At 61.5% G+C, this 18,503-nt stretch carries 18 protein-coding genes and 2 pseudogenes; 12 read left to right on the top strand and 8 right to left on the bottom strand.

Annotated elements, in window-relative coordinates:
* Positions 1-37: 37 nt before the first annotated feature.
* The 4 genes from codA to AC3IT9_RS20110 form a co-directional block, all read right to left on the bottom strand.
* Positions 38-1,282: a cytosine deaminase gene (gene codA, locus AC3IT9_RS20125; RefSeq protein ID WP_150725785.1), complete on the bottom strand. Its 1,245-nt coding sequence runs from the start codon at positions 1,280-1,282 to the stop codon at positions 38-40.
* 182 nt (positions 1,283-1,464) lie between these two features.
* Positions 1,465-2,295, bottom strand: a complete 831-nt coding sequence (locus AC3IT9_RS20120) for an alpha/beta fold hydrolase (protein WP_489270831.1) — start codon at positions 2,293-2,295, stop codon at positions 1,465-1,467.
* 209 nt (positions 2,296-2,504) lie between these two features.
* Positions 2,505-2,861 (bottom strand): 6-carboxytetrahydropterin synthase QueD, encoded by a 357-nt coding sequence (gene queD / locus AC3IT9_RS20115; RefSeq protein WP_108230296.1) that lies wholly within the window; start codon positions 2,859-2,861, stop codon positions 2,505-2,507.
* A gap of 74 nt (positions 2,862-2,935) precedes the next feature.
* Positions 2,936-4,015, bottom strand: coding sequence for a patatin-like phospholipase family protein (locus AC3IT9_RS20110; RefSeq protein ID WP_489270829.1), 1,080 nt, complete (start codon positions 4,013-4,015; stop codon positions 2,936-2,938).
* 242 nt (positions 4,016-4,257) lie between these two features.
* On the opposite strand from AC3IT9_RS20110, the gene AC3IT9_RS20105 reads away from it, so the two are divergent.
* From AC3IT9_RS20105 to AC3IT9_RS20095, 3 genes are read left to right on the top strand one after another with little or no spacing between them, the layout of a single operon-like run.
* Complete coding sequence (locus AC3IT9_RS20105; RefSeq protein ID WP_150725789.1) at positions 4,258-4,578, top strand: PepSY domain-containing protein; 321 nt, start codon at positions 4,258-4,260, stop codon at positions 4,576-4,578.
* A gap of 3 nt (positions 4,579-4,581) precedes the next feature.
* Positions 4,582-5,250 carry a response regulator transcription factor gene (locus AC3IT9_RS20100; protein WP_150725790.1) on the top strand — a complete coding sequence of 223 codons (669 nt, stop codon included), beginning with the start codon at positions 4,582-4,584 and terminating at the stop codon, positions 5,248-5,250.
* Positions 5,247-6,563, top strand: coding sequence for a sensor histidine kinase (locus tag AC3IT9_RS20095; protein ID WP_150759591.1), 1,317 nt, complete (start codon positions 5,247-5,249; stop codon positions 6,561-6,563). Before AC3IT9_RS20100 ends, AC3IT9_RS20095 begins: the two co-directional genes overlap by 4 nt.
* Positions 6,564-6,683: 120 nt before the next feature.
* Here the strand turns inward: AC3IT9_RS20095 and AC3IT9_RS20090 are convergent, their stop codons facing one another.
* On the bottom strand, positions 6,684-8,360 hold the full coding sequence (locus AC3IT9_RS20090) for an MFS transporter (RefSeq protein ID WP_150725792.1): 1,677 nt from the start codon (positions 8,358-8,360) through the stop codon (positions 6,684-6,686).
* A gap of 365 nt (positions 8,361-8,725) precedes the next feature.
* On the opposite strand from AC3IT9_RS20090, the gene AC3IT9_RS20085 reads away from it, so the two are divergent.
* From AC3IT9_RS20085 to AC3IT9_RS20070, 4 genes and pseudogenes are all read left to right on the top strand, one after another.
* A complete protein-coding gene (locus AC3IT9_RS20085; RefSeq protein WP_150725793.1) occupies positions 8,726-10,042 on the top strand; it encodes a Na+/H+ antiporter family protein in 1,317 nt (438 codons plus the stop codon).
* Between the two features lie 196 nt (positions 10,043-10,238).
* Positions 10,239-11,063, top strand: a pseudogene (locus AC3IT9_RS20080) (cache domain-containing protein); the annotation flags it as partial.
* A 36-nt stretch (positions 11,064-11,099) separates the two neighbouring features.
* The gene (locus AC3IT9_RS20075; RefSeq protein ID WP_489273532.1) at positions 11,100-11,921 is read left to right on the top strand and encodes a methyl-accepting chemotaxis protein; all 822 of its coding nucleotides are present in this window, start codon (positions 11,100-11,102) and stop codon (positions 11,919-11,921) included.
* A 186-nt stretch (positions 11,922-12,107) separates the two neighbouring features.
* Positions 12,108-12,272, top strand: a complete 165-nt coding sequence (locus AC3IT9_RS20070; protein ID WP_150753151.1) for a metallothionein — start codon at positions 12,108-12,110, stop codon at positions 12,270-12,272.
* Positions 12,273-12,304: 32 nt separating this feature from the next.
* On the opposite strand, the gene AC3IT9_RS20065 is transcribed toward AC3IT9_RS20070, so the two are convergent.
* The gene (locus AC3IT9_RS20065) at positions 12,305-12,583 is read right to left on the bottom strand and encodes a hypothetical protein (RefSeq protein WP_489270827.1); all 279 of its coding nucleotides are present in this window, start codon (positions 12,581-12,583) and stop codon (positions 12,305-12,307) included.
* Positions 12,584-12,616: 33 nt separating this feature from the next.
* On the bottom strand, positions 12,617-12,844 hold the full coding sequence (locus AC3IT9_RS20060) for a DUF6555 family protein (protein WP_150725797.1): 228 nt from the start codon (positions 12,842-12,844) through the stop codon (positions 12,617-12,619).
* A gap of 147 nt (positions 12,845-12,991) precedes the next feature.
* On the opposite strand from AC3IT9_RS20060, the pseudogene AC3IT9_RS20055 reads away from it, so the two are divergent.
* The 5 genes and pseudogenes from AC3IT9_RS20055 to mnmH all read left to right on the top strand — a co-directional run bounded on the left by AC3IT9_RS20055 (position 12,992) and on the right by mnmH (position 17,363).
* A pseudogene (locus AC3IT9_RS20055) lies at positions 12,992-13,769 on the top strand (AraC family transcriptional regulator).
* 106 nt (positions 13,770-13,875) lie between these two features.
* Positions 13,876-14,049 carry a DUF1427 family protein gene (locus AC3IT9_RS20050; RefSeq protein WP_150759595.1) on the top strand — a complete coding sequence of 58 codons (174 nt, stop codon included), beginning with the start codon at positions 13,876-13,878 and terminating at the stop codon, positions 14,047-14,049.
* A 27-nt stretch (positions 14,050-14,076) separates the two neighbouring features.
* Positions 14,077-15,033, top strand: coding sequence for a quinone oxidoreductase family protein (locus tag AC3IT9_RS20045; RefSeq protein ID WP_489270826.1), 957 nt, complete (start codon positions 14,077-14,079; stop codon positions 15,031-15,033).
* A 192-nt stretch (positions 15,034-15,225) separates the two neighbouring features.
* Positions 15,226-16,260, top strand: coding sequence for a selenide, water dikinase SelD (gene selD / locus AC3IT9_RS20040; protein WP_489270825.1), 1,035 nt, complete (start codon positions 15,226-15,228; stop codon positions 16,258-16,260).
* Entirely contained in the window at positions 16,260-17,363 is a 1,104-nt protein-coding gene (gene mnmH / locus AC3IT9_RS20035; protein ID WP_489270824.1) for a tRNA 2-selenouridine(34) synthase MnmH, read from the top strand. Before selD ends, mnmH begins: the two co-directional genes overlap by 1 nt.
* 138 nt (positions 17,364-17,501) lie before the next feature.
* Here mnmH and AC3IT9_RS20030 read toward each other — a convergent pair whose 3' ends face one another.
* Entirely contained in the window at positions 17,502-18,173 is a 672-nt protein-coding gene (locus tag AC3IT9_RS20030) for a histidine phosphatase family protein (RefSeq protein WP_150753145.1), read from the bottom strand.
* Positions 18,174-18,503: the final 330 nt, after the last annotated feature.

Genomic DNA, 18,503 nt, shown 5'->3' with positions numbered 1-18,503 from the left:
GCTTGCTCGCGAAGAGGCCAGCCCGTCAACACCAGACTCAGCTCAGCCCACTGAACTCCACCACCGGCATCGTCCGCTTCATCAACACCTTGCCATCGCGCACCGAGTACAGCGGCAACCCCTGGCTGCGGATCACCTCGTAATCGCTTTCCGCCGACAGAATCAGCAGGTTCGCCGGCCGCCCGCGCTCAAGGCCGTAGCGATCGCCGAGGTTCATGGCTTTGGCGCTATTGTCCGTCACCAGGTCCAGCGCACTTTGCAGGTTGCGATAACCGAGCATGTGGCAGATGTGCAACCCGGCTTCGAGCACCCGCAGGATGTTGCCGTTGCCCAGCGGATACCACGGATCGACGATCGAGTCCTGGCCGAAGCACACGTTCATGCCCGCTTCCAGCAACTCGTTGACCCGGGTCACGCCCCGGCGTTTCGGGAAACTGTCGAAGCGACCTTGCAGGTGGATGCTTTCGGTGGGGCAGGAGACAAAGCTGATCCCCGAATGTCCGAGCAAGCGAAACAGCTTGGCGCAGTAGGCATTGTCGTAGGAGCCCATGGCCGTGGTGTGGCTGGCCGTGACCCGCGAACCCATGTCGCGGCTGCGGGCCTCTTCGGCGAGCACTTCGAGAAAGCGTGAATGCGGGTCGTCGGTTTCGTCGCAATGCACGTCCACCAGGCAACCGCTGCGTTCGGCCAGGTCCATGAGGAACTTCACCGAGCTGACACCCTGATCGCGGGTGTATTCGAAATGCGGAATGCCACCCACCACGTCAGCGCCCATGCTGATGGCTTCTTCCATCAATTCGCGACCATTGCGGTAGGACTCGATGCCTTCCTGGGGGAACGCGACGATTTGCAGGTCGACCAGGTGCCGGCTTTCCTCGCGCACTTCGAGCATGGCCTTGAGCGCGGTCAGTTGCGGGTCGGTGACGTCGACGTGGGTGCGCACATGCTGGATGCCGTGGGCGGCGAGGGTCTGGATGGTTTTCTTGGCCCGGGCCTTGGTGTCTTCCTGGGTAATGGTCGCCTTGCGTTCGCCCCAGCACTCGATGCCTTCGAACAGCGTGCCGCTCATGTTCCAGCGCGGCTCGCCGGCGGTCAGGGTGGCGTCGAGGTGAATGTGCGGCTCGACAAAGGGCGGCACCACCAGTTTGCCGCCGGCATCCAGATCGTCAGGGCCCAGGGTCGGGGCTTCGATCTGGCGGGTGATGCTGCTGATCAGGCCGTTTTCCAGGTACAACTCATGCAGGCCTTCCTGGTTGCGCAGACGGGCATTGATGATGTGCATCGGGCAGATCCTTTTGGCGAATCGTTTAGGCGATACCCTTACGTTAGCTCGCCAGCGGCGAATCCCGCCAGTTCAAAATGTGGGAGCGAGCCTGCTCGCGAAGGCGGAGTGTCAGTCACCTTGGTGCTGAATGTGCCAGAGTCATCGCGAGCAGGCTCGCTCCCACAGGGGATTGGGTTTATTCAGGAAGATTTCTGCAGTGGCAAAAACCGCAGCAGCGCAGCGACTATGGCTTCAGGTGCATCTTCCTGAACCAGATGACCGGCGTTGGGTATCGGATAAAACTGCGATCCGGGAATCATCCGATGCAGCGCCTGTCCGCGTTCGATGGGAATCCACTGGTCGTCTTCACCCCACAGGATCTGCACCGGGCAGCGAATCGTCGGGTAGAGGCTCTCGGCCTCGCAGGTATAGCGCTCGTCCATCTGTCCGATCTGCCGGTAGAACGCGGCTTGCCCCGGCTCCCCCAACCACGGCTGAACGTAGGGGGCGAGTTCGGCATCGGGAATTTCCCGCTTGATCGCCCCGCGAATATAGGTCGGCACGATGGCGCGCTGGATGTAATCGGGCAGTCCGCTGAACGCCGCTTCATGCTGGCGCACATGCTGCACGAACGGCGAACCCCAAGGCGTCAGAGCCACCGGGTCAATCAGTGTCAGGCTGCGGTAATCCTTGCCATTGAGCAGGTGCGCGCGCAGTGCTGTGGCGCCGCCAAAGTCATGGGCCACCACGTTGGGGCGATCCAGGCGCCAATGCTCCAGCAACTGCGCCAACAACTGGTTTTGCACACCGAGCGAGACATCGTCGTCGGGTTGCGTCGACTGCCCATAGCCCAGCAGATCGAAGTAGTAGACGCGGTGAGTCGCCATGAAATACGGCGCGATCCGGTGCCACACGAAAGAAGAAAAGGGTGTGCCATGCACGAACACCAGCGGCGGGCCGTCGCCGCGTATGGCGTAGCGCACCTGATGTCCGTTGAAGTCGAAGACCTGATCCAGCGGCCAGTCAGTCATGGGCTTGTCCTCTTGGCGGGGGAAGAGGCAAAAAGCATAGGCATAAAAAAACAGCCGATGAAGGCTGTTTTTCATGTCACTGACGAAACGCTGTTCCCCTGTGGGAGCGAGCCTAATCGCGAAGAGGGAGTGTCAGTCACTGTACATGTCGTCTGACACACCGCTTTCGCGAGCAGGCTCGCTCCCACAGGTTATTTGTAATGTCTGGCTTACTCGCCGCGATAGATGCAACCGCTGGTGCAGGTCTCGTGGATACGGATCGCGCTGAGTTCCGGCAGCAGAGGCTTCAATTCCTGCCAGATAAACTTGGCCAGCACTTCGCTGGTCGGGTTTTCCAGGCCGGGAATGTCGTTCAGGTAGTTGTGGTCCAGGCGCTCGTACAGCGGCTTGAAGATCGCCTTGATTTCCGAGAAGTCGCGGATCCAGCCGGTGTGTGGGTCGATATCGCCGCTCAGGTGGATTGCCACTTTGAACGAGTGACCGTGCAGGCGGCCGCACTTGTGGCCGTCCGGTACGTGGGGCAGGCGGTGGGCGGATTCGAAGGTAAATTCTTTGAAGATTTCCACAGTTTTTCAGCTCTGTTCAGGTGGCGTTCGCCGCAGCGATTCGGGCAGGCGGCGAGTTTACCAGTTTGTCCTGACTAAAGGGTCAGCAAGCGCTCGCCGAGGCGACCGTTGGCGGCCAGTTCGAGGAATTCGTCGCCCAGGCGGCGGCTTTCGTCCATGGTCGTGCGCCAGTATTTCTGCCGGCTCGGGGCGTCGCCCATGAAGCGCTTGAAGTCATTACGGTCCGGCAGTTTGCGGTAGGGCAGGCGCGCCAGGTATTCCTTTGACGGCGCCAGCAACAGCACATTCTGCAAGCGAGCCGGGCAGGCGCGGCGCCACGGCAGGGTTTTGTCGAACCAGCCGGGGATCACCCGGTCGGTGAAGTGTGGGTAAAGCACAATGTTGTTGCCGTTGTAGGGCAGGTCCAGGTGATAGTCCAAAAGGCCGCCGTCGCGGAAGGTGCCGGCGCCGGCGCCCGGCAGGTCACGCACGCCTTCCATCACCATCGGGATAGAGCCTGATGCCAACAGGGCCTGGCGCAAATTGCCGGCATTGAGGGCGACGAAGCGCGACGGGAAGTCAGTCAAGGCATTGACCGGCGGCGCCAGGCGCGGGTCGTGGATGATCAGGCGTTCGAAGTGCCGTGCCAGGCGCGCCCGGCCGCGCAGGTTGTCGGCGATGACCGATGACAGGCCCAGCCCGAGGCGGCCGCGATGATCGTCGGCCAGCAGGCCGTGGCTTTTCACCACCATGATGTTCAGGCGGTATTGGTGGTTGCCGAGGATCGCGGCATCGCGACCGTCGAGCAGGTCATTGAGCATGCGCTGTGAGCTCTGGCTGATCTGCGCCATGGTCACGCCCTTGGCGAAATTCTGCTCGGTGTATAGCTGCCCGAGACGCCGGATGCCCTCGGCGGCGTCCGGCAGGCAGGCGCTGGCGAAGCGCCAGGAACCCACCGATGCGCCAATCAGCGAGCGCTCTCGTGGTGCCGCCGGCAGCCACTCGCCGAACAGCGCCAGGTCCAGACCCTGAATCCCCAGCGCCTTCGGACCGCCGGCAGCGCCAGGCAGGGTGCCGACGTCGGCGGCGTTCAAGCCGTTGTCCCGGATGCGCGCAAAAGCACGCGGACCGGCCTTGAGGGTCAGGGAGGGGAACTTGATGTGGATGGCGGTCATTAAAGTCTCGAAGTCTGTTCAGCGGGCAGATTATGTGGGAGCGGGCTGAGGTGTCAGCAATGATGGCAATTCAGATTCAATTAAGTTCAGCGGGTTAGGGTGGCTCGCCTGGACCCCGACGCAACGCTGGGATAGCGCATCGCTGGTACCATTGTGGCTTTCGAGAAGCTCACACCACTGGCACTGGGCATGGAATTAGACCCGGTCAGCGGGCAGTGACTCAAGGATCATCAGGATTGGTAATGAAGGTGTTTCTACTCAATCGATGTGTCGCACGCCGGATGGCGCTGCTGCTTCTGGCATTTTGCTCGGCAGTGATGGCCCGTGACCTGGATCAGGATGAAGCCCTGCGCCTGCGTCAACAGGGTGTGATCCTGCCGCTGGAGCAGCTGCTGCTGCAGGCGATGGATCGTTACCCAGGGGCAAAACTGCTGGAAGCCGAGCTTGAAGAAAAACACGACGTCTACATTTATGAAGTCGAGTTGCTGACCCCGGAAGGTGTGGTCCGCGAACTGGGCATCGACGCCACCACCGGCCGTTTACTCAAAGACAAGGAAGACTGATCCATGCGTTTGCTGCTGGTGGAAGACCATGTGCCCCTGGCCGACGAACTGCTGGCCGGCCTCAACCGCCAGGGTTATGCGGTGGACTGGTTGGCCGATGGTCGCGATGCGGTGTATCAGGGCAGTACTGAACCTTACGACCTGATCATCCTCGACCTCGGTTTGCCGGGCGTGCCGGGGCTTGAGGTGCTGGCGCAATGGCGCGCGGCGGGTCTGGCGACGCCGGTGCTGATCCTGACGGCCCGGGATTCCTGGGCCGAACGCATCGAAGGCCTCAAGGCCGGCGCCGACGATTATCTGACCAAGCCATTCCATCCCGAAGAGCTGTTTTTGCGCATCCAGGCGTTGCTGCGCCGCTCCCATGGCCAGGTCAACCAGCCAACGCTCAAGGCCGCCGGGCTGCATCTGGACGAAGGTCGCCAGTGCGTTGTCCGCGACGGTGCAGACATTCAGCTGACCGCCGCGGAGTTTCGCCTGTTGCGTTATTTCATGCTGCACCCCGAGCAGATCCTCTCCAAAAGCCACCTCGCCGAACACCTCTACGACGGTGAAACCGAGCGCGATTCCAATGTGCTGGAAGTCCACGTCAACCACTTGCGCCGCAAACTGGGCAAAAGTGTGATTGAAACCCGTCGCGGCCAGGGCTACCTGTTCGGCGGGCAAGCCCGGTGAGATCGATCCAGCGCCGCTTGAGCCTGGGCCTGATCAGCGTGATGGTGGTCGTTGGCCTGGTGCTGGCGCAAACCAGCCTGTGGCTGTTTGAAATGGGGTTGCAGCGCTACCTCGAAGCCGGGTTGCGCAATGACAGCGAGAACCTGCTGGCGGCACTGGTGCGCGGGCCGCAAGGCTTGCAACTGGATGAGCGACGCCTGTCACCGGCTTATCAGCGGCCGTTCTCCGGACATTATTTCCGCATCGATTTCACCGACGGCCACTGGCGTTCCCGCTCCTTATGGGATCAGGAACTGCCGGCGCTCGATCACCCCGGCCTGCACGGCAACCTGCAACTGGGGCCGGAAGGGCAACAGTTGCTGGTGTTGCGCACGGACTATCGACGTTCGGGCGTGCCGATTTCCATCAGTGTCGCCGAGGATTACACGCCGATACGCGAAAGCTTCCGGCGCATGCAACAACTCGGGTTTGGCCTCGGTTTGACAGCGCTGCTGCTGATTCTGCTGCTGCAACGGATTACAGTGCGCCGGGCCTTGCGTCCGCTTGAGCAGGCTCGCGAGCAGATCGCGCAGTTGCAACAGGGCCAGCGCTCGCAACTTGACGATCAGGTGCCAGTGGAACTGGAGCCACTGGTGGCGCAGATCAATCACTTGCTGGCCCACACCGAGGACAGCCTCAAGCGCTCACGCAATGCCCTGGGCAACCTCGGCCACGCCTTGAAAACCCCGCTGGCGGTGCTGTTGAGCCTGGCTTCAAGCGAGCAACTCGACGCGCATCCGCAACTGCGCAAGACCCTCAAGGAACAACTGCAACAGGTCGAGCAACGGCTCAATCGCGAACTCAATCGTGCGCGGTTGTCCGGCGATGCGTTGCCGGGCGCACTGTTTGATTGCGATGGCGAACTCCCCGGGTTGCTGGCCACCCTGAACATGATCCATGGCGACCACCTGGCGCTAAGCTATCGCGCACCGGCCGGCCTGCAGTTGCCCTGGGATCGTGAAGACCTGCTGGAGCTGTTGGGCAACCTGCTGGATAACGCCTGTAAATGGGCGGATGCCGAGGTTCGCCTGAGTGTGGCCGAGACTGCAGAGGGCTTTGAACTCAGCGTGGAAGATGACGGCCCGGGCATTCCCGAAGAGCGTCGCGATCAGGTGTTTGGCCGAGGTACGCGGCTGGATGAGCAAACCCATGGGCATGGTTTGGGGCTGGGTATCGTGCGTGACATCGTCGATAGCTGGGGCGGCAAACTGTCGTTGCTGGAAAGCGAGTGGGGCGGGTTGAAGGTCGTCATCGAGTTGCCCAGACACACTTGAAGTCACACCAGGAACCCTGTGGGAGCGAGCCTGCTCGCGATGAGGCCATGTCAGTCGACATTAACTGTGGCTGACACACCGCTATCGCGAGCAGGCTCGCTCCCACAGGGACGGCGCCGATCAAGTGTGATGAATCTCCCGATCCTTGGTTTCCGGCAGGAAGAACGTGCCGAGAACGGCCGTCATCACCGCGATGACAATCGGATACCACAGCCCGTAGTAGATATCCCCCGTGGCCGCCACCATGGCGAACGCCACCGTCGGCAGGAAGCCACCGAACCAGCCATTGCCGATGTGATAGGGAAGCGACATCGAGGTGTAGCGGATGCGTGCCGGGAATAGTTCGACCAGCCAGGCCGCAATCGGCCCGTAGACCATGGTCACATAGATCACCAGGATGGTCAGGAGCAACAGCACCATCGGGTAGTTGGTCTTGGCCGGGTCGGCCTTCTCGGGGTAGCCGGCGTCCTTGAGGGCGGTGACGAGGGTGGCGGTAAAGGCGTCGTTTTTGGCCTTGAAGTCGGCAGCCGGCATGCCGGTGCCCTCGAAGCTCTCGATCACTTTCTCGCCAATGCGCACCTGCGCAACGGCGCCCGGCTCGGCGCTCACGTTCTTGTAGGGGATGGCCTTTTTGGCCAGCACGGTCTTGGCCAGGTCACAGGAACTGGTGAATTTGGCCTTGCCCACCGGGTCGAACTGGAACGAGCACTGGCCGGGATTGGCGACTACCGTGACCGGATTCTTCTCCTGCGCAATGAATACGTCGGGGTTACCGTATTGGGTCAACGCATGGAAGATCGGGAAGTAAGTCAGTGCCGCGATAATGCAGCCGGCCATGATGATGCCCTTGCGCCCGATGCGGTCGGACAGGCTGCCGAAAATGACGAAGAACGGCGTACCGATCAGCAGTGAGCCGGCAATCAGCAGGTTGGCGGTCTGCGGGTCGATCTTCAATGTCTGCAACAGGAAGAACAGCGCATAGAACTGCCCGGTGTACCAGACCACCGCCTGGCCGGCGGTGCCGCCGAGCAGGGCCATGATCACGATCTTCAGGTTCTCCCAGCGTGCGAAGGATTCAGTCAGCGGCGCCTTGGAAGACTTGCCTTCGGCCTTCATTTTCACGAACACCGGCGACTCGTTGAGCTGCAAGCGGATGTACACCGAGATAATCAGCAGCAGGATCGACAGCAGGAATGGAATCCGCCAGCCCCAGGCTTCGAAGGCTTCAGTGCCCAGGGCGGTGCGGCAGGCGAGGATCACCAGCAGTGAAAGAAACAGGCCGAGGGTTGCTGTGGTCTGGATCCACGAGGTGAAAAAGCCGCGTTTGCCCTTGGGTGCATGTTCGGCCACGTAGGTCGCTGCGCCGCCGTACTCACCGCCCAGCGCCAGGCCCTGCAGCAGGCGCAGGCTGATCAGAATGATCGGCGCGGCGACGCCGATGCTCGCATAGCCGGGCAGCAAACCCACCACGGCCGTGGAAATACCCATGATCACAATGGTGATGAGGAACGTGTGTTTGCGCCCGATCATGTCGCCCAGCCGACCGAACACGATGGCGCCGAAGGGCCGTACGGCGAAGCCTGCGGCGAAGGCGAGCAGGGCGAAGATGAAGGAGGTCGTCTCGTTGACGCCGGCGAAGAAGTGTTTGGCGATGATCGCCGCGAGGGAGCCGTACAGGTAGAAGTCATACCATTCGAACACGGTGCCCAGGGACGAGGCGAAAATGACCTTGCGCTCCTCCCGGGTGAGGCCGCGGTTGGGCGTGCTGCCCGTGGTTGCATTGTCGATTGCTGCCATGAGTATTCTCCGTCTTGCTCTTGTTGTAGGCCGGAGTTCCCACCAACACTTACCGTACCCAGGCCCTGGGGCTGATGTCATCGGATTACGGGGCTTGCATTCAGGTTGACGCCAGAAAACGCTGCAAGGTTCCGTGAAGCATAATCAAGGTCCGGCAGATATCCACTCGCCATCATTTGATTGAGCAGCGCACAGAAACAAATGTGGGAGCGCAATCCATTGCACACGCAGAGCCCCACGAGCTTTGACACCACGCTGACTCTGCGGCAAAGTGCGCGCCCTCTAATAAAACCCATTCCTTTTATCCGCTGGCGGCTTTCGCAGACTGCCGGATGGACTCTTTCCGTTTGTCACGAGGTAACGAAATGAATGCAGTCATTGCCGCGGTCGGCATCATGCTGATCCTCAGCCTGTCCCGCGTGCATGTGGTGATCGCCCTGATCGTCGGTGCGCTGGTAGGTGGTTTGACCGGTGGCCTGGGGATCGAGGCGACGCTCAAGGCTTTTAACAGCGGCCTCGGCGGCGGGGCGACGGTGGCTTTGTCCTACGCTTTGCTCGGTGCTTTCGCCGTGGCCATTGCCAAGTCCGGCATGGCCCATGCGCTGGCCGACAAGGCCCTGGCCATGGTCGATCGCCAGCACGCCAGCGGCGGTGGCCAGGTCAAATGGCTGCTGATCGGCCTGCTCTGGGTCGTGGCCATCGCCTCGCAGAACATCTTGCCGATACATATCGCGTTCATTCCGTTGCTGGTGCCGCCGCTTCTCTACGTGTTGACCAAGCTGCAACTGGACCGTCGACTGATTGCCTGCGTCATGACCTTCGGCCTGATCACGCCCTACATGTTCCTGCCGGTGGGCTTCGGCAACATCTTCCTCAATGAGATCCTGCTGGCCAACGTCGCCCGCAGCGGCGTGGACATCAGCGGCATCAACGTGACCCACGCCATGGGCATTCCGGCCCTGGGCATGGTGGCGGGCCTGCTGATTGCGTTTGTCAGCTACCGCAAGAAGCGTGTCTACGACCTGGCGAAGATCGAACAGGTCGAGCAAGTGGCGGTGCAATACAACCCGCTGAGCCTGATGGTGGCCGGTGTGGCCATCGCGGCGGCATTCATTATTCAGTTGTTGCTCGATTCGATGATCATCGGTGCGCTGGCCGGTTTCCTGATTTTCTCGGTGTCGGGCATCGTCAAATGGCGCGACACCGACGACCTGTTCACCGAAGGCATGAAAATGATGGCGATGATCGGCTTCATCATGATCGCCGCCTCCGGGTTTGCCGAAGTGATGAAGGCCACCGGTGAGGTGCAGACGCTGGTCGAGTCGTCGGCGTCGTACATCGATCACAGCAAAGGCATTGGCGCCTTGCTGATGTTGCTGGTGGGGTTGCTGGTGACCATGGGTATCGGCTCGTCATTCTCCACCGTGCCGATCCTGGCGGCGATCTTCGTGCCGTTGTGCGTGCAACTGGGCTTCAGCCCGTTGGCGATCGTGTGCATCGTCGGCACGGCCGGAGCCTTGGGCGACGCCGGTTCGCCGGCTTCGGACTCGACCCTGGGCCCGACTTCCGGCTTGAACATCGACGGCCAGCACCACCACATCTGGGACACCGTGGTCCCGACCTTCCTGCACTACAACCTGCCGTTGCTGGCGTTTGGCTGGGTGGCGGCGATGGTGCTGTAACCCCCGGAGCACCTGTGGGAGCGAGCCTGCTCGCGAAGGCGGCACATCCAGCATCGATGTGTCTGACATACCGCTTTCGCGAGCAGGCTCGCTCCCACAAGGGATCACCAGTGTCCTCAATGACCGCGTTCAACTTTTGCCTCGGCGTGCCGTTAAAGCTTTTAACCACGCCAACAAAATCAAAAGAGTGAACGTCATGCGCATGAGCCTCAAGGCCAAAGTCCTGTCCCTTGCCGTCCTCCCGGTGTTGCTGTTTGCGCTGGTCATCAGCCTGACCACGCTGTTCATTCTGCAGGATCAGGCGCGCAAGGAAGTCGAGCAGACCCGCGAGCGCCTGCTCGGCGATGCCAAGGCGACCCTGCAAAGCTACGTGGCCGTGGCCATGACCACGATCAAACCGCTCTACGACGCCGCTGCCCCCGGCGATGAGGCGGCGCGGGCCCAGGTGATCAAGCTGCTGTCGAGCATCACCTATGGCAAGGACGGCTACTTCTTCGGCTACGACTCCAACACCGTGCGCCTGTTCAAGGCCAACAGCCCCGAAGGCGTGGGCCAGAGCTTCAAGGACAACCGCGACCCGAACGGTGTCTACGTCAACCGCGACCTGGTGAAAGTCGCCAGGGACGGTACGCACTACCTGCAATACAGCTCGACATTGCCCGGCAATACCCAGGTGCTGGTGCCCAAGCTCGGTTACACCGAATACCTGCCGAAGTGGGACATGGCGGTCGGCACCTCGGTCAACCTCGACGGCATCGAAGCACAAGTGGCCGTGGTCGAAGCCAAGGTCCAGGAGCGCATGCAAGGCATGGTGCTGAGCATCGTCGGCGTGGCGGTCGTGGTGCTGTTGGTGATCGCTGCCGCGGGGATGCTGCTGGCCAACACCATTCTGCGTCCGCTGCATTTGATGAAAGCCAACCTCGACGACATCGCGGCAGGCGAGGGCGACCTGACCCGCCGCCTGACCATCACCAGCCAGGACGAACTCGGTGAACTGGCCGGCTCGTTCAACCGTTTCGTCGACAAGATCCACGGTTTGGTACGGCAGATCGCCGAAATGACCTCTCAACTGACCGGGCTGGTGAATCAGGTGTCCGACCAGGCCAATCGCTCGGACCAGGCCATGGAGCGTCAGCGCCATGAGACCGATCAGGTGGCCACGGCGATCAACCAAATGTCGGCGGCAGCCCAGGAAGTGGCCAAGAGCGCGCAGAGCGCCGCGGTCGCCGCCCAGCAGACCGACGAAGAAGGGCAGGCAGCCAAGCGCGTGGTGGCCGGCAGCATCGAGAAGATCCATGCGCTGGTGGACGACATCCGCAGCAGCGGCGTGTCCCTGGACAGCCTGCAAAAAGACGTGTCGTCGATTGTCAGCGTGCTCGGGGTGATTCGCTCGATTGCGGAGCAGACCAACCTGCTGGCGCTCAACGCGGCCATCGAAGCCGCCCGCGCCGGTGAGGCCGGGCGCGGCTTTGCGGTGGTGGCCGATGAAGTGCGGGCGCTGGCCAGCCGCACGCAAATCAGCACCCAGGAAATCCAGGGCATGATCGACCGCTTGCAGGCCGGCACCCGGTCGGCGGTGGAGGCGATGCGTAGCTCCAGCGAGGCCGGCGACGGCACCTCGGCCCAGGCCAACGAGGCGGGGGCTTCGCTGGACGCCATGGCGCAGCTGATCGCGACCATCAATTCGATGAACGCGCAGATCGCCAGTGCCGCCGAAGAACAGACCGCCGTGGCCGAAGAGATCAATCGCAGCGTGCATCAGATTGCCGTGGCGGTGGACAGCGTCGCGGACGAAACCCAACTTGGCGCGCAGACTACACGCAGCCTGGCCGACCTCGGTCAGCGCCTGGGCAGTCTGGTCGGGCAGTTCCGTATCTGACAGAACAACTTTTTGTGGCGAGCGAGCTTGCTCGCGCCGGGCTGCGCAGCGGCCCCAGAAATCTGTGAGCGCTACGCACTCAAGCGGGAGCAAGCTCCCTCGCCACAAAAGATCGCAGCCTGCGGTAGCTCCTACACTTACGGTGTGCATTTGAGCACTGGCGACCACACAAGAGGAGTCAGACCCATGATTGACCCTGAAAGTATCTGCGATTGTCCGAAATGTACCTGCAAACTCGGTGAACATCCGATTGCCCGTCACGGCAAGCATTACTGCTGTGAAGCCTGCGCCAAACACCATGAGCACGGCGAGGAGTGCGCTCATAAAGGCTGCAAGTGCTCCCATGGCTGACGGCATTCGCGACAAGCTATAAAAAGTGGAGCCTAGTCCGGCTCCACTTCCAGCCTGAGACTGTCATCTTCCAGGCGTTCGCTGTGGCGCACGGTGCCCTGCAAGCGCCGTCCTTCGACCCGCAGCACCAGGGTCCTGGCTTGCTCCAGATCTTCCGGCAGTGGTGCCGGGACGCGTATGGCGAAGCAGAAGGGGTCATTTTCGACCTGTTCCAGTCCGATCCGGCACTCGACGCTTTTGGTGGTGCGGCCGGTCGGCGTGTCCAGACCGTAGTCCAGCTGCGCAGGGCTGTAGACGGGTGTTGTGCTCATATCCCTTCCCCCGAACCTGATGGTTACCGGATATTAGTTCGCCGGCCGCCACTTGACGTTTTCCACGCCGAATTTTTCAGCCATCGGCTTGCTGGTCTTTTGCACCTTCTCGCGTCCGAATCGGGGGATTCGCCCCACCCCCGCATCACAGCTCGCCCAATGCCAGGCTTCTGCGTTATCCAATTTTTCCAGGCGGATGATGAATGATTTCTGAGCGCCGTGGAGGGTGTACTCGATGACGAATAATTTTGCACTGTTCATAAAGCCCCGATTCCTCCCTGTTGTACATAAAAGGATCGCGTGCCATCAGGAAAATTCACTCTGATTGTCGGTAGACGGCGGTTGCTGGCGACAAGTTCGGCGCCCCGTTACCATGGAAACTTCCCGTACCCCCAATGAACATTGACCATGGCCCTCGCAGCCCCTCCCGACTTGAGTGATACCGATGTGCCGGTGCAACCGCTGGCGCGGACCTATCCGCGTGGGCTGTTCATCGAGCCCCACGAGCATGTGTGGGGGCAATTGCTGTATGCGATGAGCGGGGTGATGTGGGTCGAGACGCCGCACGAGGCACTGGTGGTGCCGCCGCAGCGGGCGGTGTGGTTGCCGCCGGGGGTACCCCACGGAATACGCGTGGTCTCGGACCTGCAAATGCGCAATATCTACCTGCGACCTACTTTGGCGGCGACCCTGGATGACAGCGTTCAGGTGATCGAGGTCGGCGGCTTGCTGCGCGAACTGATCGTCGGTCTGGTGGAGCAGGGCAACGACGGGCCGCCCGAGTATTACGACGCGCTGGTGGGCTTGGCGTTGCTGGAGCTCAGGCGCCAGGCGTTCGCTGCTGAAAATCCCGCTGCCGGACGATTCTGACCGGCGATTGATGAATTTGTGTCAGGCGGTCATGGCCGCGCCGTCGCTGGATATCTCGTTCGAGCAGCATGCAGAAACCGCCGGTGCCAGCGTGCGGACCCTGGCGCGGTTGTTCAAGGACGTTTTGGGCATGGGCTTCGCCGAGTGGCGGCGTCAGGTGCAACTGGCGACGGCGGTGGCCGAGCTGATCCAGGGCGTACCGGTCAGCGCGATTGCCCGGGAGCTGGGCTATTCGCCGAGCAGCTTCAGCGACATGTTTCGCCGTGAGCTGGGCGTTGCCCCTTCGCAGTTTCCGGCGGCGCAACGCCAGGACTGAATTCGCCGAGGCCAGGCTTTGGCCGAAATTCAGAAGCACTTGGCCGATGCTCGCAGGCGTCGCCCTCTAGACTCGGCGCATACCTCAATTGCCCCTGGAGTCTGCCATGAACTACCTCGTGTCACTGGCCATCGGTCTGGGCGTCGGTCTGCTCTACGGCGCCCTGGATTTTCGTTCCCCCGCACCCCCGGCCATCGCGCTGGCGGGCCTGCTCGGCATGCTCGCTGGCGAAAAGCTCTGGCCGATGGGGCGGGGGCTGGTGGCTGGCTGGATCTCCTGAACCCTTTTCGACTCGATGGATACGCCCATGAAAGCTCTGCAATTCGATAAAACCGGTGATCTCTCGGCCCTGCGCTACGTCGAGGTGCCTACGCCTGTGCCCGGCGCCGATGAAGTGCTGGTCCAGATCAAGGCCGCCGGCCTCAACCCCAGCGATGTGAAGAACGTGCTGGGGCGTTTTCCCTACACCACCTTGCCGCGGATTCCCGGTCGTGACTTTGCCGGGGTTGTCGTGGCCGGCCCGCAGGCGCTGATCGGTCAGGAAGTCTGGGGCACGGGCAAGGAACTGGGCTTTTTCGCCGACGGTTCCCACGCGCAATTCGTCAAACTGCCGGCCAACGGCGTGGCGCTCAAACCCACGCATTTGAGCTTCGCCCAGGCCGCCAGCCTCGGTGTGCCGTACACCACGGCGTGGGACGCACTGGAACGCAGCCTGGTGACGGCCGAAACCCGATTGTTGGTCATTGGTGGCGGGGCAGTCGGCAGTGCCGCGCTGGCCTTGGCCAAGGTGCGCGGTGCCCGGGTGCTGGCGGCCGCCCGACGTCGGGAACAGGTCAAGGACTTGCAGGATCAGGGTTATCAAACCCTGCAACTGGATAAACCTGAAGATTTGGGCGCACAGGTCAACGCGGTCTATGCCGGCGGTGCCGACGTGATTTTCGACACCACCGGTTTCTGGCTGCCGGCCTCGGTACCCGCCCTGGCCGCGTTCGGCCGCATCGCGATCATCGCGGCCCCCGTGGACGGTCACGTGCAGTTGCCGGCCCTGGCGTTGTATCGCAAGGGTGGCTCGGTGGTGGGAATCAACTCGCTGCTGTACGGCGTGCAGGCGTGTGCGGCGATGCTCGACCAGTTCGGCCGGTTCTTCGATCAGGATTTGTTGCCTCTGCCACAAGGCTTGTTCGAGTCGCCATTGGCGGAAGGCCTGGAGCGTTATGCCGAAGTGAATCAAGGCAGCGGTGACAAGGTGATTCTGCTGCCTTAACTGCGATCAATGTGGGAGCGACGGTGCGGCGATCCGACCTGCTCGCGAAGACGGCGGCACATCCAGCAATGATGCGACTGGCACACCGTTTTCGCGAGCAGGCTCGCTCCCACAAAGTCCGTGGCTGTGCAACGCCTTGTGCGTGCCTCGCTCTGCTAGAATCGGCCCCATTGACCCAATGAGGTACCCCCAATGAGCGAGCCGATTCGCCTGACCCAATACAGCCACGGCGCCGGTTGCGGTTGCAAGATTTCCCCCCAGGTGCTGGAAGTGATCCTGGCCGGCAGCGGGGCGCAGAACCTCGACCCGAAGCTTTGGGTCGGCAATGCCTCGCGCGATGACGCGGCGGTGTATGCGATCGATGAGGAACGCGGCGTGGTCTCGACCACGGATTTTTTCATGCCGATCGTCGACGATCCCTTCGATTTCGGCCGAATTGCCGCCACCAATGCCATCAGCGACATCTACGCCATGGGCGGTGACCCATTGATGGCGATTGCGATTCTGGGCTGGCCGGTGAACGTGCTGGCGCCGGAAGTTGCCCGGGAAGTGATACGCGGCGGTCGTTCGGTGTGTGACGAGGCGGGCATCCCGCTGGCAGGCGGGCACTCCATCGACGCGCCAGAACCGATCTTTGGCCTGGCCGTCACCGGTCTGGTGGAAAAGCGCCACATGAAGCGCAACGACACCGCCACCGCCGGTTGCCTGCTCTATCTCACCAAACCCCTGGGGATCGGCATCCTTACGACCGCCGAGAAAAAGGGCAAGTTGCGTCATGCCGACATCGGCCTGGCCCGGGACTGGATGTGCACCTTGAACAAACCCGGCAGCCGTTTCGGCAAGCTCGCCGGCGTAACCGCGATGACCGATGTCACCGGTTTCGGCCTGCTCGGGCACCTGGTGGAAATGGCCGACGGCAGCCAGCTCACGGCGCGCATTGAATATGACCGTGTACCGCGCCTGCCGGGGGTCGAGTATTACCTGGAACAGGGCTGCGTACCGGGTGGGACACTGCGCAATTTCGACAGCTACGCCAGCAAGCTCGGACGCCTTCAGGAGCTGCACAAACGTGTGCTCTGCGACCCGCAGACCAGCGGCGGCCTGCTGATTGCCGTGACGCCTGAAGGCAACGAGCAATTCCTCTCGGTGGCCGCCGAACTGGGCCTGAGCCTGGAACCGATCGGTGAACTGGTCGAGCGACAGAGCAACGCAGTCGAGGTGTTTTGATGTTCGTCGACTGCACTGATTACCGCGACATCTTCCTCAACGACCGGCCAATGATGGACGCCCGCGCGCCTGTCGAGTTCAACAAGGGCGCGTTTCCCGGTGTGATCAACCTGCCGTTGATGAATGACCATGAACGCCAGCGGGTCGGCACCTGCTACAAGCAGCACGGCCAGCAAGCGGCCATCGTGCTGGGGCATCAACTGGTGTCGGGCGCGGTCAAGGCCGAACGCATCCAGGCCTGGGCCGATTTTGCCCGGGCGCATCCGGATGGCTTGCTGTATTGCTTTCGCGGCGGCCTGCGCTCGCAGATAGTCCAGCAATGGCTCAAGGACGAGGCCGGTATCGACTATCCACGGGTGGGCGGCGGCTACAAGGCCATGCGCACCTTCCTGCTGGACACCCTCGATCAAGCCGTGACCCAGTGTGATTTCGTCCTGCTGGGCGGCATGACCGGCACCGGCAAGACCGAGGTGCTCACGCAACTGGGCAACGCCGTGGACCTTGAAGGCCATGCCAACCATCGCGGCTCCAGTTTCGGCAAGCGCGCAACGGGCCAACCCTCGAATATCGACTTCGAAAACCGCTTGGCCATCGACGTGCTGAAAAAACGCGCCCGGGGCATCGAGCAGTTCGTACTGGAAGACGAAAGCCGTGCGGTGGGCAGTTGTGCGCTGCCGTTGCCGTTGTACCAGGGCATGCAGCAATTTCCGATGGTCTGGCTGGAAGACAGCCTGGAAGGTCGGGTCGAGCGGATCCTGCGCGATTACGTGGTGGATCTGTGCGCCGAATTCATCGACGTGCATGGCGATGACGGTTTTGCGTTGTTTTCCGAGCGCTTGCTGGCGAGCCTGAACAATGTGCAGAAACGCCTGGGCGGTGAACGTCATCGGCGCATGCTGGTCTTGATGGAGGATGCGTTGGCCGAGCAAGCCCGCAGTGGCGCGGTGGATCTGCACCGGGGCTGGATCGAAGGGCTGCTGAGTGAGTATTACGATCCGATGTACGCGTTTCAGCGGGAAAAGAAAGACGCGCGGATCGAGTTTGCCGGGGAGCGGGGGGCGGTTCTCGAGTATCTGCGCGAGCGAGTGAATCAGAAGGGTTGAGGGTACTTTTTCCGGCCCCTTCGCGAGCAAGCCCGCTCCCACATTCGATCTCCAGCGAACACAAATTTTGCGACCAGCGCTGATTCAATGTGGGAGCGGGCTTGCTCGCGAAGAGGCCCGATCAAGTAACGCAAAACCTCAGGTCGGGCAAGTTTCAGCACCATTATCCAGACCTTGCTTGTACACATGGCTCTGCAAACTGGCCTTGCCGTTGTGCCATGTCAGGGTCAGCACATACAGCGAATCGTAGTCGCTGGACTCCCAGTCATCCGTGATGGTCATTTTCTTGCCGGTGGCGTCGCCGGCCACCTTGTTGATCAGCTCCGGCAGGTAGCCATGGGACCAGGCCGTGTAGATGACCGCGTTGTGATACTTGTCGTGGATCAGTTCATTCGCCAGGTCACTGGTGTCATTGGCGGAAAAATTGATGTTCACCGGCAGGCCCAGCTTGATGGCACTGGGGCTGATGGTCATCAGGGGGCGGATGTAACTGTAGGAATTGTCGAACTCGCCTTCCTCGACGTTACGGGTCGGGTTCGCCGCGAACACATAGTTGGCCTTGCCGAACTTTTCCGGCAGTAGCGTGGCCAGGTCGATGGCGCGGTTCAGTCCCTGGCAATTGAGCTGGCCCAGACCACCGTCGGGTTTTTCCCCGTGGCGCAGGAAAACCAGCGTCTGGGTGCCATCCATTGGGTGGGCGCGACTCAGGCCGGATTCCAGCGACAGGAACAACGCGCTGACCACCAAGAGGGCGGGCAATAAAAGGTAAGCACGATGTTTAAAGCGTTTGGCAAAATTGAACAGATTCATGAGTAAAGGTGTCTTCAGCGCAATTCGGTTAAGGCTGACAAACCTTTACACCACGATTGTCCTGCGTCGGGTGTTTTCCATGTCATTGAAGCCGGTCCGTTTCCAAAGGGGTGGTGCTCAGAGTCCCCTGAACCCGTTTGGTTCGATTCCGGCCGAGTGCGCGGCAATGTACCGGTAACCTTCAAGGGTTTGCAGCGAAGGTTATCGACAGGATGTTGCACTATTGTGGACACGCTACACCGGATGGCGTTGAAACAGTCGTGATCTCTTTTGATCTTGCCTATCAGCCAGATTAATGGCGTCAAGGGCTCGCTGAGCCGATATCTACAT

The organism is Pseudomonas sp. KH_046_1 (genome assembly GCF_057839025.1).
Note: the sequence above shows the minus strand (reverse complement) of the source record. Positions and strands in the feature narration are given on the sequence as shown.